Here is a 13,452-nt window from a genome sequence, read left to right as displayed (position 1 = left end):
CCCTGTGTGCATCAGGAGGTGCGTCATCACAGTCGGAGATCTCGGCGAATTCGGTGTTGTAGCTCGTATTTCAGGGCGATTGCCGCAAGGGCCGACCATTCTGCTCGGACCGGGCGACGATGCCGCGATGGTCAGCGCACCCGATGGGCGCGTCGTGGTGTCAACGGACCTGCTGATCGAGGGTAGGCACTTTCGCCGCGATTGGTCCAGCGGCTACGACGTCGGCCGCAAGGCAGCGGCGCAGAACCTCGCCGACATCGCCGCCATGGGCGCGGTTCCGACGTCCATCGTGGTCGGGCTGGGGATGCCGCCCACGCTGCCCGTTTCGTGGCTGGATGAACTGACGGACGGCTTTCGCGACGAATGCGCGCTCGTCGGCGCGAGCGTGGCGGGCGGCGACATCACCCGGTGCGATCTGGTCGTCATCGGCGTGACCGCGCTGGGCGATCTGCAGGGCCGGGACCCGGTCACCCGCTCGGGCGCGGGGCCAGGCGACGTGGTGGCGGTCAGCGGCAGGCTCGGCTACGCGGCTGCCGGGTGGGCGCTGCACGAGGCCGGGGTGTCGGGCGAGGCGTTCCAGGAGGCTCTGGAGGGGCATCGCAGGCCGCGCCCGCCGTACACCTCGGGGCCTGAGGCGGCCGCGCTGGGGGCCACGGCCATGCTGGACGTCAGCGACGGGCTCCTCCAGGACCTCGGCCACATCGCGAAGGCCAGCGGGGTGGGGCTCGTCCTCGACCCGGCCGCGTTCGCCGTGGGGGAGCCGCTCCTGGCGGCAGCGAAGGAGCTCGGCGCCGATCCACTCGACTGGGTTCTGTCCGGCGGGGAGGATCATTCGCTTGCTGCGACATTTCCCACAAAAGACGGGCTGCCCGCGCATTGGCGCGTTGTCGGGGACGTTGTCGAGGGCGAAGGTGTGCAGGTCAGCGGGCGTGTGTACAAATCCGGTGGGTGGGATCACTTTCGGTGAGATTACTGCTGATTCGGCAGATACTCTCGTGAAAGTTGTGACAAACGCGTATTAAAGATGTTATGAAGATGGGCGGCCGCTGTACCCGGCAGAAAGGGCAGCCATGGGTCGCCACGGCACAGGTGGATCCGAGAACGAGCGTCAACGGGGGAATTTCTGGTCTGACGATCCTCAGGAGGAGGACCTCAGGTCCACCACCGACCCCGCAGCGACGTGGGCAGTACCGCAGGACCCGATCACCACAGGGGCGTTCTGGGCGCCAGGCTCGGCGGGGGAGGCCGAACAGCCTGGCTGGCCGTTGCCACCTGACCAGATAGAGGCGACGGGCCAGTGGGCCGCGCCGCCGCAGCAGCAGGGTCCGTTCGGAGCCCCACCACCACCACAGCAGCACATTCCGGAGACGACCGGCGCCTTCGCGCTCCCACCCCAGGACGATCCGCCCGCTCCGGGGGACGTCAAGGTGTACGGCGAGCCGACCGTCGTCGAGGGCCGCATGCCCGCCTGGGCCGACGCCGAGACCAGCTTCCTGGCGTCCGGCTGGTCGGGCCAGGAGGACCTGGGCGGTGACGGCGGCGAGCCGCCGTCACGCAGGCGCAGGGGACGCAAGCGCCCGCCCCGCGACGAGTGGAACGACCGGCCGACGTCCGGCGGCAGGACCCGCCTCGCCCTGCTGGGCGTGGCAGCGGTGGCCGTGGTCCTCGGCGGCACCGTCGCCGGTGTGAAGATCATGAGCTCCTCCAGCGAGACGCCCGCGCCGAGCGTCGCGAACCCGTCGATCTCGCTCAGCGTCACCCCGGAGACCGAGGAGACGGAACCGGCGGAGGATCCGACAGAGGACGCCAGCCCCGAGGCGGACGCGGCGGCGCCCACGCCCACCGCCACGGCCACGGCACCTGCGCCCAGGCGCAGCGCGACGCCGACCCCCACGCCGACCAAGACCAAGAAGAAGGCGCAGCCGACCAGCGACCCCGACCCCACGCCCACGCAGTCGGACACCCCGACCACCGAGGAGACCCAGCCGCAGACGCTGACCGACGACGACGTGTCCGTGCCGCCGACCGGCTCGGCGACCGACCCCGTGCCGTCGCCGACGACCGAGTCGCAGTCGGGCGGAGGTTCCGCCGGCCCGTCGGTGAGCGTGACGCTGGACGTCACCAAGCAGCTCGTCGCCGGATACACCGCCGAGCTCGTGGTGGTCAACGACTCGGCGAAGACGCTGCGCAGCCTGACGTTGTCCGTACCCGTGGGCGGCGAGGTGTACGACGTGAAGGGCGCCGACTGGACCCAGGACGGCGATCTGCTCATCCTCGACCTCAGCGGGGCCGTGCGCAGCGGCGAGGCCGTGACGCTGGACATCAGCGCCAAGGGGGCGCCGCAGCAGCCGGAGAACTGCGGACTGGTCGGGGGGCACTGCCTGATTCAATGAGGCGTATGACCTCATTGACCCCTCCACGCGTCCTTACCGTCGCCGGGTCCGACTCCGGCGGCGGCGCGGGCATCCAGGCGGACCTGAAGACCATGCTCGCCCTCGGCGTCCACGGGATGAGCGTGATCGCCGCCGTGACGGCGCAGAACTCGCTGGGCGTGCAGGGCTACTGGGAGCTGCCGCCGGAGGCCGTGCGCGCGCAGCTCGACTCGGTGCTCGGTGACATCGGCGCGCAGGCGGTCAAGACGGGCATGCTGGCCTCGCCCGTGCTCGTCGAGGTGGTCGCCGAGGTGCTTTCCCGGTACGGCGCGCCGATCGTGGTGGATCCGGTGGGCGTGTCCAAGCACGGCGACTCGCTGCTCGCGCCCGAGGCGGTCGACACGCTGAGGACGCGGCTGCTGCCCGTGGCCACCGTGGTGACGCCGAACCTGTGGGAGGTGGAGCAGCTGACCGCGGTGAAGGTCGAGGACGAGGGCGACCTGCGCAGGGCGGCCGACGCCGTTCTGGCGCTCGGGCCGCGCTGGGCGCTGATCAAGGGCGGCCACCTGCCCGGCGAGCCGGTCGACCTGCTGACGGACGGCAGCGCCGAGTACGTCTTCAGGGCGGAGCGCCACGACAACCGGCACGCCCACGGCACGGGCTGCACGCTGGCCTCGGCGATCGCCTCGTACCTGGCGCTGGGGCTGGAGCTGCCCGAGGCGGTGGGGAAGGCCAAGGAGTACGTGACCGGGGCGATCGCGCACGGCTTCCCGCTGGGGGACGGCATCGGGCCCGTGGACCACGCCTGGCGCCGGCGGGGTTAGAGGAGCCTGGCGGTCGGGTCCGTGGCGAGGTGGCGCAGCTGGTCGGCCGTGGGGCCCTCGGGCATCGCGGCGGCCAGGGCGAGGAGCTCGTCCGGCGGCAGGAGCGAGCCGGTGTTGTCGTGCAGGCGCAGCCGTACGCGGCGGCCTTGGTCCTGGGCGTACAGCAGGGGGATCCTGCGGCGGGCCGCCAGGGGCTCGTCGCCGCCGGGGGCCGGCTGGGTGCCGATCCAGGCGCGGGCGGTGGCCAGGTCGACGGAGCGGGTGCGGTAGGCGCCGGTCACCTGGAGGCGGCTGCCGTCGAGCGAGGCCTTGTGGCGGAAGGTGGCCACGATGACGGTCACGAAGACGATCACGATGGTCAGGAAGACCAGCGCGAAGAACCCGCCGATCGCGTACACCAGCCACGACGGAGGGCCGAAATCGCTCTCGGTCTCGGTTCCGAGGAACCCGGGAAGGATGAAAGTCGTCAGAATGAAGATCGCGCCGCTGAGGATCGCGACGAAGACCAGGGCGAACACGGAGATGAAGATCTTCTGGCCGCGGGTCGCGCCCACGCTGAGGGGAGTGGCCATGAGATCAAGATTAGGCAGCACAAAAGCCCGCCGCGCAAGAAGTGCGGCGGGCTTTCGCGAAAAGTCGAGAACTAGCGGGAGACCTTGCCCGCCTTGATGCACGAGGTGCACACGTTCATCTTCTTCGGCGTGCCGCCGATGACCGCGCGAACCGTCTGGATGTTGGGGTTCCAACGACGGCGGGTACGGCGGTGCGAGTGGGACACGTTGTTACCGAAGGTCGGGCCCTTACGGCAGACATCGCAGACGGAAGCCACGGTATCGCTCCTTAAAACAGTCGATATAGCCCTGTCCGCTGAAGCTGATTCCTGCGGAGGGCATGCCGGGACAACCGGCCAGCCAGACGAGGATATCCGATCCGCACCCGTGGGCGCGAACGGACAGCTTTGCTGCCCGTGAAATGGGGATATTCTCCACTTCAACGGTAGCGCATCCAGGCAGAGCCGGAGCCCACATGCAGCTGTTCGACCCGCCCGCCGTCCGTCGATGGGTACGGCTGGCGGCCGACTCGCTCGGCAAGGCCAGGACGGAGATCGACGCGCTCAACGTCTTCCCCGTCGCCGACGGCGACACGGGGACGAACCTCCACATGACCCTCCTCTCCGCGGCCGAGGCCGTGGAGGACCTGCCCGACCACGTCGACGCTGCCGTGATGTGGCAGACCCTCTCGTACGGCGCGCTGGTCGGCGCCAGGGGCAACTCCGGCGTGATCGTCAGCCAGGCGTTGCGCGGCATGGCCGAGGTGCTCCGCACCTCGGACGACCTCGCCGCCGGGCTGGTCAGGGCGGCCGAGCTGGCCAGGGGCGCGGTGGCCAGGCCGGTGGAGGGCACCGTGCTGAGCGTGCTGTCCGCCGCGGCTCTGGCCGTACACGATCTGGACGGCGACCTCGAAGAGGTCGCCAGGTCGGCGGCCGGTGCGGCGCGTGCGGCGCTGCGCCGCACCCCGGAGCAGCTCGACGTCCTGGCACGCAGCGGGGTCGTCGACGCGGGCGGCGCCGGGCTGGCGATCGTCCTGGACGCGCTCGTGGCGGTGATCACCGACTCCTACACCCAGCGGTACGAGGTGCCCGCGCCGACCTCCAAGGTGGCCGCGATGACGGAGGCGGGGGCGGGCTACGAGGTGATGTACCTGCTGGACGCCGAGGATCCGGCTGTGGACCGGCTCAGGGAAGAGCTCGACGCGATGGGCGACTCGCTGGTGGTCGTCGGCGGCGACGGGCTGTGGAACGTGCACGTGCACTGCGACGAGGCCGGTCAGGCCATCGAGGCGGGCATGCGGGCGGGGCGGCCGCACCGGATCAGGGTCACCTACCTCGCGGCCCCCGAGCGCACGCACAGGGCGGCCGACGGCAGGGGAATCGTGGCGGTGGCGGCGGGCGACGGCATCGCCGCGCTGTTCGAGGAGTGCGGCGCGGTGGTGGTGCGCAGGGAGCCGGGCACGACGCCCGGCCTGCCCGCGCTGCTCGAAGGGATCAGGCACGCGGGCAGCGAGGTGGCTGTGCTGCCCAACGACGACGCCGTGCGCGCGGTGGCCGTGGCCGCCGCGGAGATCGCCCGCGAGGAGGGCGTGGTCGTCAGCGTCCTGCCCACGGCCGCCACGGTGCAGGGGCTGGCCGCGCTCGCCGTACACGACCCGCTGCGGCGCTTCGACGACGACGTGGTGGCGATGACGGACGCGGCGGGCCACACGAGGTACGGACATCTCACCGTCGCGGACAGGGAGGCGTTCACCAGCGCGGGCGTGTGCCACCCCGGCGACGTGCTCGGCATGATCGGCGGCGACGTCGCGGTGATCGGCTCGTCGCTGCGCGACGTCGCCTTCTCGATAGTGGACCGGATGGTGGCCGGCGGCGGCGAGCTGGTCACCCTGGTCACGGGCAAGGACGCTCCTGTACGGCTGGCCGCCGAGATCGCCGACCACCTCGGGCCCTTCTTCGAGGTCGTGATCTACGAAGGGGAGCAGGGCGGTTACCCGCTGCTCATCGGCGTCGAGTGATTCCTGTCGGCCCTTCACGGTAGAACTAGGTGGCGTGAGCCGTTTCGACGAGCCCTTGACCAAGGCTCTGGACCCCAAGACCGCCAAGTTGCTGCACAGCGTGCTCGGCCTGGAGACGGTCGGCGACCTGCTGCGCCACTACCCGCGCCGCTACGCCGAGCGCGGCGAGCTGACCACGCTCGACGCGCTGGAGGTCGACGAGCACGTCACGGTGGTCGGCGAGGTGTCCAGGCTCATGCGCAAACCGATGCGCAACAGGGGCGGCACCTGGCTGGAGGTCGAGGTCACCGACGGCAACCGCAACAAGATCTACCTGTCGTTCTTCGGCAGGGGCTCGCACGTGGCGGAGACGCGCCTCAAGACCGGCAAGCGCGGCATGTTCGCGGGCAAGGTCGGGCTGTTCGCCAAGCGCTGGCAGATGTCGCACCCCGAGTTCGAGCTGTTCGAGGACGAGGCGGCCTCTGCCGAGGAGTTCGCGACCGCGCCGGTGCCGATCTATCCGGCGGGCAAGGACCTCACCCCGTGGGCGATCAGGCGGGCGATCGGCGTCGTGCTCGACACGCTCGGCCCGCTGGAGGACCCGCTGCCAGCCGCGCTGCGCTCCCGCCACCGGCTGACCGACCTGGGCGAGGCGCTGGTGGCCATCCACCGGCCCAAGGACTTCGCCGACGTGCAGCGGGCGCGCGACCGGCTGAAGTTCGACGAGGCGTTCGTCCTGCAGGCCGTGCTCCTGCAGCGCAGGAACGCGTCGGCGGCCTGGCCCGCCAAGCCGCGCCCGCGCGCGTCGTCCGGGCTGCTCACCGACTTCGACGCGCGGCTGCCGTGGTCGCTGACCGAGGGCCAGGCGGCCGTCGGCGAGGAGATCGCGGCCGACCTGGCGCTCTCCCACCCGATGCACCGGCTGCTCCAGGGCGAGGTCGGCGCGGGCAAGACCGTGGTGGCGCTGCGCGCGATGCTGCAGGTCGTCGACGCCGGGGGGCAGGCGGCGCTGCTCGCTCCCACCGAGGTGCTCGCCCAGCAGCACCACCGCTCGATCAGCGCGATGCTCGGCGACCTGGCGCAGGGCGGCATGTTCGGCGGCACGGCCGTCTCGCTGCTGACCGGATCCATGAACACGGCCGCCAGGCGCTCCGCCCTGCTCGACGCCGCCTCAGGTACGGCGGGCATCGTCGTGGGCACGCACGCGCTGCTGCAGGAGCACGTGCAGTTCGCCGACCTGGGGCTGGTCGTGGTCGACGAGCAGCACAGGTTCGGCGTCGAGCAGCGGGACGCGTTGCGGGAGAAGGCGGGGGGCGGGCGGCCGCACGTGCTGGTGATGACGGCCACGCCCATCCCGCGCACGGTGGCGATGACGGTGTTCGGGGACCTGGAGGTCTCGACGCTGTCGCAGCTGCCGTCTGGGCGGGCGCCGATCACCACGCACGTGGTGCCGGCCGCCGAGAAGCCGCACTTCCTGGAGCGGACGTGGGAGCGGGTGCGCGAGGAGGTGGGGCTGGGGCGGCAGGCGTACATCGTGTGCCCGCGCATCGGGGACCTGGAGGGGGACGAGGGGGACCTGACCGTCGCCGACGACGAGCGCAGGCCGCCGCTGGCGGTGCTGGAGGTGGCGGAGATGCTGGCGTCCGGGCCGCTGGCCGGGCTGCGGGTGGCTGTGCTGCACGGGAAGCTCGCGCCTGAGGAGAAGGACGCGATCATGCGGTCGTTCACTCGGGGGGAGGTGGACGTGCTGGTGGCGACGACGGTGATCGAGGTCGGGGTGGACGTGCCCAACTCGTCGGTGATGATCATCATGGATGCGGATCGATTTGGTGTGTCGCAGCTGCACCAGTTGCGTGGGCGGGTGGGGCGGGGTGGGTTGCCGGGGTTGTGCTTGCTGGTGACCGAGTTTCCTGAGGGGACGGCTGCTCGGATGCGTCTTGACGCTGTGGCGGCGACGTTGGACGGGTTCGAGCTGTCGCGGGTGGACCTGGAGCAGCGGCGTGAGGGCGACGTGCTGGGGGCGGCGCAGTCGGGGAAGAAGTCGTCGTTGAAGTTGTTGCAGCTCTTGCGTGATGAGGATGTGATCGAGACGGCTCGGGGGGAGGCGGCTGCGTTGCTGGCTGAGGATCCTTCGCTGGAGAACTATCGGCCGTTGCGTGCTGAGATCGTGCGGCTGCTGGTGGACGAGAAGGCTGACTACCTGGAGAAGACCTGACCCCATTGGGTTGTCGCGCCTTTCACCGGTAGCGTCACCCGCGGACCGGTCGCGCGCCCGCACTTGCCCGCCGCACGCTTTGCGCCGAGCTCCACCGCACCACGCCTCGCCGACCCGGCGCTTGAAACCCCGAGCACATGGACCCTCAGGCCCCTACGCCCTCACGCCCTGGGGCGCTTGGACCCTTAAGCCCAGTGCTTTCGACCCTCGGTGGGAAAGGCCCTCAAGGAAGCCCACTGGGAAGGCGTTCGGCGGTTGTGTGTTCCATGGTTGCGGTGCACATGGGAAGGCTCGCCGTACAGGCAAGGAAGGGGTTTTGGGGGTCTGCCCCCGGGTCACCGTGTGTTGGTGACCCGGGCCCAGCCGCGGGGACGGCCTCCCCCCGAATGCCGTCCCCGGCTGGGCCCACCCTCGGGTCAGGTGCCGAGGGAACCGGCGTGCGGAAGGGCTCACGATCACGCCGGTCGGCCTCCAGCTGGGTCACCTCGAAGGCCGCAGAACTCATCTTGCGGGTCCCGAGCGCCGAAGGGAATCACCCTTGCGCTCTTGAGGCCGACACTTGTCCACTCTTGACCTGCGATGACATGCGTAAGAATGGCCTGCATGACTCGGATCATCGCGGGGAGCGCGGGTGGGCGGCGGTTGGCCGTCCCTCCGGGGCGGGGGACGCGCCCTACCAGTGACAGGGCAAGAGAAGGGATCTTCTCGACCTTGGAGTCGCTGCACGGGCTGGACGGCGCCCGGGTGGTGGATCTCTACGCCGGTTCCGGCGCCGTCGGGCTGGAGGCGCTGTCGCGCGGCGCCGCCCATGCCTTGCTGGTCGAATCCGATCAGAAGGCCGCGAAGACCATCAAGGCGAACATCGACGCCCTGAAGCTCGACGGCGCCCAGCTCGTGGTGGATCGGGTGGAGCGGGTGCTGGCCAAGCCTCCGGCGCAGCCGTACGACATCGTCTTCGCCGACCCGCCCTACGCGCTCACCGACGACTCCATCCTGGAGGCGTTGCGTGACAACGGCTGGCTGGCGGAGGATGCGCTCATCGCGTTCGAGCGGGAAACCAGGGGGAATGCCCTGGTGTGGCCCCCCGGATTCGTTGAGGAGAGGGTCCGTCGCTACGGCGAAGCGTCCGTTTGGTACGGTCGCGCCGCCGGGAACCCGTAGACCTGGGGAGGCGTTTTGCGCCGCGTTGTCTGCCCGGGGTCATTCGACCCCATCACGAACGGTCACCTCGACATCATCGGCCGGGCTGCCCGGCTGTATGACGAAGTGGTCGTCGCCGTCCTGATCAACATCGAGAAGAGCAGCCTGTTCACGGTCGAGGAACGCATCGACACCCTCTCGACCGTGACCAAGCAGTACGAGAACGTGCGCGTGGCCAAGTTCCACGGCCTGCTCGTCGACTTCTGCAAGGCCAACGACATCCCCGCGATCGTCAAGGGGATCAGGGTCGTCAGCGACTTCGACTACGAACTCCAGATGGCGCAGCTCAACTTCCAGCTGTCCGGGGTCGAGACGCTCTTCATGCCGACCAACCCCAAGTACTCTTTCCTGTCGTCGAGCCGGGTCAAGGAAATCGCCCGGTACGGCGGCGACGTCTCGGGTCTCGTGCCCGATCTGGTACACAAGCTGCTCATAGAGCGGCTCAGGGGCTGACCAGCGCCTGGTATTCTTTCATTTCGGCCTTGTACGACGGCGAGTGTTTCGCCATGCCTAGCGAGAGCAGATGACTCAGCACCTCAACCCCCGCGCCCCGTGGGTGATCTCCACCCATGACCTGGGCAGGCGGCCAGGTTTGATGCGCCAGATGAAACTGTCCCTCACGGCACCGGCGGATATCGGCGTCGACATGATCGGTGTCCCCAAGGACGCCGAAGTCGAGCTGGAGCTCCGGCTCGAAGCAGTGATGGAAGGTGTGCTCGTCAGCGGCACCGCACACTCCCCGCTCGCGGGCGAGTGCGCGCGCTGCCTGGAGCCGTTGACCTCGGAGATCGAGGTCAACCTGCAGGAGCTTTTCTTCTACTCCGACGAGGACGCCTCGGAGGATGATTCACTGCTCGACGGAGAGCTGCTCGACCTCGAGCCGACGTTCCGCGACGCGGTGGTGCTCGCACTGCCGTTGAGCCCGGTCTGCAGTGAAGACTGCACGGGTCTGTGCGTGGAGTGCGGAGTCAGGCTGGCAGACGCCGGCCCTGACCACCGGCACGAGGTGATCGACGCTCGATGGGCGTCGTTGCAAGGTCTGGTTACCGAGAACGATAACGATCAGGAGAAGTGACGTGGCCGTCCCGAAGCGAAAGATGTCGCGGAGCAACACCCGCGCCCGTCGCTCCCAGTGGAAGACGACTGCTGTCGCCCTGGTGAGCTGCCCGCAGTGCCGTTCGCCCAAGCAGTCGCACATCGCCTGCCCGACCTGCGGCACCTACAACCGCCGCCAGGTCATCGAGCCGTCCGCCTGATCCACGCAGAATCACCCCGCTGAACGCGTGAAACCCACCCATCTGTGGGGCTGAGGTCCTTTTGAGAGGTTGCTCTCAGAAGGGGCTGGGGTCCCTTCAGCGGATGGTGGGGATCATAGGCGGGGTCGTAACTGAGTTGACGCGATGCCGATCGGGTGCCACAGTGCCCCGGTCGGCGTTACCGTCTCAGATGCGTGCGGTGGCGGTTCGCCCGCGGCCGTGGTGGACGCCGGGGCACGACCCCGACGCCCACCACGTTTTCGGGCATCTTTGCAGCCATCGCGCCATGTGAAGATGTCCGAGGAGGAAGCACGTGGGCGCAGGTCCCAAGCCGGTGGCCGTGGAGGTCGCCAGAGACGAGCTGGAGCGCGTACTCGAAGTCAGGCTTGACGCCGACATTCTCGAGCGAGCGCTGACTCACCGCTCTTATGCGTACGAGAACGGTGGCCTGCCCACCAACGAGCGCCTGGAGTTCCTCGGCGACTCGGTGCTGGGCCTCGTGGTCACGGACACCCTCTACCGCAACCACCCCGACCTGCCGGAAGGCCAGCTGGCCAAGCTCCGCGCCGCGGTGGTCAACATGCGCGCCCTCGCCGACGTGGCCCGCACGCTGGGCCTGGGCAAGTTCATGCGCCTGGGCAGGGGCGAGGAGGGCACAGGCGGCCGCGACAAGTCGTCGATCCTGGCCGACACCCTCGAAGCGCTCATCGGCGCCGTCTACGTGGACCGCGGCCTGGACGAGGCGTTCAGGACCGTCCACCTGCTGTTCGACCCGCTGATCACCCGGAGCGCCTCGCTCGGCGCCGGGCTCGACTGGAAGACCTCGCTGCAGGAGCTCACCGCCGCCGAGGCGCTCGGCGTGCCCGAATACCACGTCGACGAGAGTGGCCCCGACCACGCCAAGTCCTTCACCGCCATCGTGCGGGTGGGCGGCGAGTCGTACGGTTCCGGCAACGGACGCAGCAAGAAGGAAGCGGAGCAGCAGGCCGCCGAGGCCGCCTGGACCCGCATCAGGGCGGCGCGCGACAAGCGCGAGAGTCAAGATGCCCGAGCTTCCTGAGGTCGAGGTCGTCCGCCGCGGCCTCGAACAGTGGGTCGCCGGGCGGACGATCGCCTCGGCCGAGGTGCTGCACCCGCGCGCCATCCGCCGCCACGCGCCGGGAGCCGACGAGTTCACCTCGCGGCTGAAGGACCGCACGATCGTGTCCACGGCGCGCCGCGGCAAATACCTGTGGCTGCCCCTGGGCCAGGACGACGCGTTGCTCGCGCACCTGGGGATGAGCGGCCAGCTCCTGGTCGTCGCGCCGGACTCCCCGCTGGAGAAGCACCTGAGGGTACGGCTGCGCTTCGACGACGGCGGCAACGACCTGCGCTTCGTCGACCAGCGCACGTTCGGCCACGTGATGTACACCGAGCTCGTGGGCGGGGTGCCCGCGCCGATCGCGCACATCGCTCCCGACCCGTTCGAGCCCGCCTTCGACGACGAGGTGTTCGCGACCAAGCTCAGGGCCAAGCACACCGAGGTCAAGCGGGCGCTGCTCGACCAGTCGCTGATCAGCGGCGTCGGAAACATCTACGCCGACGAGGCGCTGTGGCTGGCCAGGCTGCACTGGGCCAGACCGACCAACACGCTGACCAGGCCCAAGATCGCCGAGCTGCTGGCCGGGGTCCGCGAGGTGATGGCCTCGGCCCTGCAGCAGGGCGGCACGTCGTTCGACAGCCTCTACGTGAACGTCAACGGCGAGAGCGGCTACTTCGACCGCTCGCTGGAGGCGTACGGCAGGCGCGACCTGCCGTGCTCCCGCTGCGGCACGCCGATCAGACGCGACCCGTTCATGAACCGGTCGTCCTTCTCCTGCCCACGATGCCAGCGAAAGCCGCGCTGACCAGCGCGAGCCCCGCCCCCACCCACATCACCGCAGAAGCCGACACCCCGTCGACGACCCGGCCGCCCAGGAACGAGCCGAGCGAGACGGAGACGTTGAAGGCGCTGACGAACGCCGCCGTGGCCAGCTCGCGCCCGCCCCACTGCATGATCCACAGCTGCAGGGCGACCCCGACGCCGCCGTAGGCCAGGCCCCAGATCGCCAGCGGCACCAGCGGCGTCACCGACAGCGCGAGCGCGGTCGCGGCCAGCCCGATCAGCAGCGCGCGGACCACCAGCGCCGCTCCCGGGTGCCTGGCGGTGATGCCGCTGCCGACGAAGGTGCCGATCACGCCGGCGCCGCCGAACAGCAGCAGCGCGGTGCCGATGAGGGCGGGGCCCGCCTGGGAGACCTGCTCCAGGAACGGCGCCAGGTAGGTGTAGGCGGAGAAGTGCCCGGTGATGACCAGCACGGTGACCGCGAGCAGCAGCTTGATCCGCCCCGTCAACGGCTCCCGCGCCCCGCCCGCCGCGTCGCCCGCCATCGCGGGAAGCGCCCTGAACAGGACGGCGAAGACCACCAGCGCCAGGGCCGCCACGATGAGGAACACCGCGCGCCACCCCAGCGAGGAGGCCAGGAACGTGCTGGCGGGCACGCCGAGCACCAGCGCCACGGACACCCCGCTCATGATCACCGAGGTGGCCCGCCCGACCGCCCCCTGGGGGACCAGCCGGGGCGCCAGCCCCGAGGCGAACGCCCAGAAGCCGCCGATGGCCACCCCGGTCAGCAACCGCGCCGCCAGCATCACCGGGTAGGTCGGCGCGACCGAGGACAGCACGTTGGCCAGCACCAGCAAGCCCATCATGGCCAGCAGGGGTATGCGCCGGTCCAGCCGCCGGGTGGCGATCGCCAGTACCGGGGCGGAGATCGCGGCCACCAGGCCGGGCACGGAGACCATGAGGCCCGCCGTACCATCAGAAACCTGCAAATCGGCGGCGATGGATGTCAAAAGGCCTACGGGCACCATCTCGCTGGTCACCACGGCGAAGGTGCCGACGGCCACCGAGGTCACCGCCAGCCAACGCGCCTGAGCAGGCGCAACAGTCAATGTCGTCATGGGCCTCACCTTGTCCCCGGCGGGGATACGGAACAATGGCGAAGTTTGAAGGCTTG

14 protein-coding genes are annotated in these 13,452 nt (G+C 69.9%); 11 read left to right on the top strand and 3 right to left on the bottom strand.

The window, feature by feature from the left end; translation table 11 throughout:
* The first annotated feature begins 10 nt into the window (after positions 1 to 10).
* From ACIBG8_RS40565 to thiD, 3 genes are all read left to right on the top strand, one after another.
* Positions 11 to 967: a thiamine-phosphate kinase gene (locus ACIBG8_RS40565; RefSeq protein ID WP_397348875.1), complete on the top strand. Its 957-nt coding sequence runs from the start codon at positions 11 to 13 to the stop codon at positions 965 to 967.
* A gap of 298 nt (positions 968 to 1,265) precedes the next feature.
* Positions 1,266 to 2,393, top strand: coding sequence for a hypothetical protein (locus ACIBG8_RS40560; protein ID WP_397348535.1), 1,128 nt, complete (start codon positions 1,266 to 1,268; stop codon positions 2,391 to 2,393).
* Positions 2,390 to 3,196, top strand: a complete 807-nt coding sequence (thiD, locus tag ACIBG8_RS40555; protein ID WP_397348534.1) for a bifunctional hydroxymethylpyrimidine kinase/phosphomethylpyrimidine kinase — start codon at positions 2,390 to 2,392, stop codon at positions 3,194 to 3,196. The genes ACIBG8_RS40560 and thiD overlap by 4 nt, the downstream gene beginning before the upstream one ends.
* Here thiD and ACIBG8_RS40550 read toward each other — a convergent pair.
* Positions 3,193 to 3,768 carry a hypothetical protein gene (locus tag ACIBG8_RS40550; RefSeq protein WP_397348533.1) on the bottom strand — a complete coding sequence of 192 codons (576 nt, stop codon included), beginning with the start codon at positions 3,766 to 3,768 and terminating at the stop codon, positions 3,193 to 3,195. The genes thiD and ACIBG8_RS40550 overlap by 4 nt on opposite strands.
* 71 nt (positions 3,769 to 3,839) lie before the next feature.
* Positions 3,840 to 4,025, bottom strand: coding sequence for a 50S ribosomal protein L28 (rpmB, locus tag ACIBG8_RS40545; RefSeq protein ID WP_397348532.1), 186 nt, complete (start codon positions 4,023 to 4,025; stop codon positions 3,840 to 3,842).
* Positions 4,026 to 4,222: 197 nt separating this feature from the next.
* On the opposite strand from rpmB, the gene ACIBG8_RS40540 reads away from it, so the two are divergent.
* From ACIBG8_RS40540 to mutM, 8 genes are all read left to right on the top strand, one after another.
* Positions 4,223 to 5,764: a DAK2 domain-containing protein gene (locus ACIBG8_RS40540; protein WP_397348531.1), complete on the top strand. Its 1,542-nt coding sequence runs from the start codon at positions 4,223 to 4,225 to the stop codon at positions 5,762 to 5,764.
* 34 nt (positions 5,765 to 5,798) lie between these two features.
* The gene (gene recG / locus ACIBG8_RS40535; RefSeq protein ID WP_397348530.1) at positions 5,799 to 7,958 is read left to right on the top strand and encodes an ATP-dependent DNA helicase RecG; all 2,160 of its coding nucleotides are present in this window, start codon (positions 5,799 to 5,801) and stop codon (positions 7,956 to 7,958) included.
* A gap of 603 nt (positions 7,959 to 8,561) precedes the next feature.
* Complete coding sequence (gene rsmD / locus ACIBG8_RS40530) at positions 8,562 to 9,119, top strand: 16S rRNA (guanine(966)-N(2))-methyltransferase RsmD (RefSeq protein ID WP_397348529.1); 558 nt, start codon at positions 8,562 to 8,564, stop codon at positions 9,117 to 9,119.
* Positions 9,120 to 9,134: 15 nt separating this feature from the next.
* On the top strand, positions 9,135 to 9,611 hold the full coding sequence (gene coaD, locus ACIBG8_RS40525) for a pantetheine-phosphate adenylyltransferase (protein ID WP_397348528.1): 477 nt from the start codon (positions 9,135 to 9,137) through the stop codon (positions 9,609 to 9,611).
* Between the two features lie 70 nt (positions 9,612 to 9,681).
* A complete protein-coding gene (locus ACIBG8_RS40520) occupies positions 9,682 to 10,233 on the top strand; it encodes a YceD family protein (protein WP_397348527.1) in 552 nt (183 codons plus the stop codon).
* Between the two features lies 1 nt (position 10,234).
* The gene (gene rpmF, locus ACIBG8_RS40515; protein ID WP_397348526.1) at positions 10,235 to 10,414 is read left to right on the top strand and encodes a 50S ribosomal protein L32; all 180 of its coding nucleotides are present in this window, start codon (positions 10,235 to 10,237) and stop codon (positions 10,412 to 10,414) included.
* Positions 10,415 to 10,748: 334 nt separating this feature from the next.
* Positions 10,749 to 11,474, top strand: coding sequence for a ribonuclease III (rnc, locus tag ACIBG8_RS40510; protein ID WP_397348874.1), 726 nt, complete (start codon positions 10,749 to 10,751; stop codon positions 11,472 to 11,474).
* A complete protein-coding gene (gene mutM, locus ACIBG8_RS40505; RefSeq protein WP_397348525.1) occupies positions 11,458 to 12,300 on the top strand; it encodes a bifunctional DNA-formamidopyrimidine glycosylase/DNA-(apurinic or apyrimidinic site) lyase in 843 nt (280 codons plus the stop codon). Before rnc ends, mutM begins: the two co-directional genes overlap by 17 nt.
* Here the strand turns inward: mutM and ACIBG8_RS40500 are convergent.
* Complete coding sequence (locus ACIBG8_RS40500) at positions 12,248 to 13,396, bottom strand: MFS transporter (RefSeq protein ID WP_397348524.1); 1,149 nt, start codon at positions 13,394 to 13,396, stop codon at positions 12,248 to 12,250. The genes mutM and ACIBG8_RS40500 overlap by 53 nt on opposite strands.
* Between the last annotated feature and the right edge of the window lie 56 nt (positions 13,397 to 13,452).

The organism is Nonomuraea sp. NPDC050556, assembly GCF_044457355.1.
Taxonomy (GTDB): Bacteria; Actinomycetota; Actinomycetes; order Streptosporangiales; family Streptosporangiaceae; genus Nonomuraea.
The sequence above is the reverse complement of the archived record's forward strand: the minus strand, read 5'-3'. Positions and strand labels throughout refer to the sequence as shown.

Bases quoted from the DNA above. Each gene is read 5' to 3' on its own strand.
- thiD (WP_397348534.1), top strand. From the start codon at position 2,390: ATGAGGCGTATGACCTCATTGACCCCTCCACGCGTCCTTACCGTCGCC.
- ACIBG8_RS40550 (WP_397348533.1), bottom strand. From the start codon at position 3,768: ATGGCCACTCCCCTCAGCGTGGGCGCGACCCGCGGCCAGAAGATCTTC.
- ACIBG8_RS40540 (WP_397348531.1), top strand. From the start codon at position 4,223: ATGCAGCTGTTCGACCCGCCCGCCGTCCGTCGATGGGTACGGCTGGCG.
- rsmD (WP_397348529.1), top strand. From the start codon at position 8,562: ATGACTCGGATCATCGCGGGGAGCGCGGGTGGGCGGCGGTTGGCCGTC.
- ACIBG8_RS40520 (WP_397348527.1), top strand. From the start codon at position 9,682: ATGACTCAGCACCTCAACCCCCGCGCCCCGTGGGTGATCTCCACCCAT.
- mutM (WP_397348525.1), top strand. From the start codon at position 11,458: ATGCCCGAGCTTCCTGAGGTCGAGGTCGTCCGCCGCGGCCTCGAACAG.
- ACIBG8_RS40500 (WP_397348524.1), bottom strand. From the start codon at position 13,396: ATGACGACATTGACTGTTGCGCCTGCTCAGGCGCGTTGGCTGGCGGTG.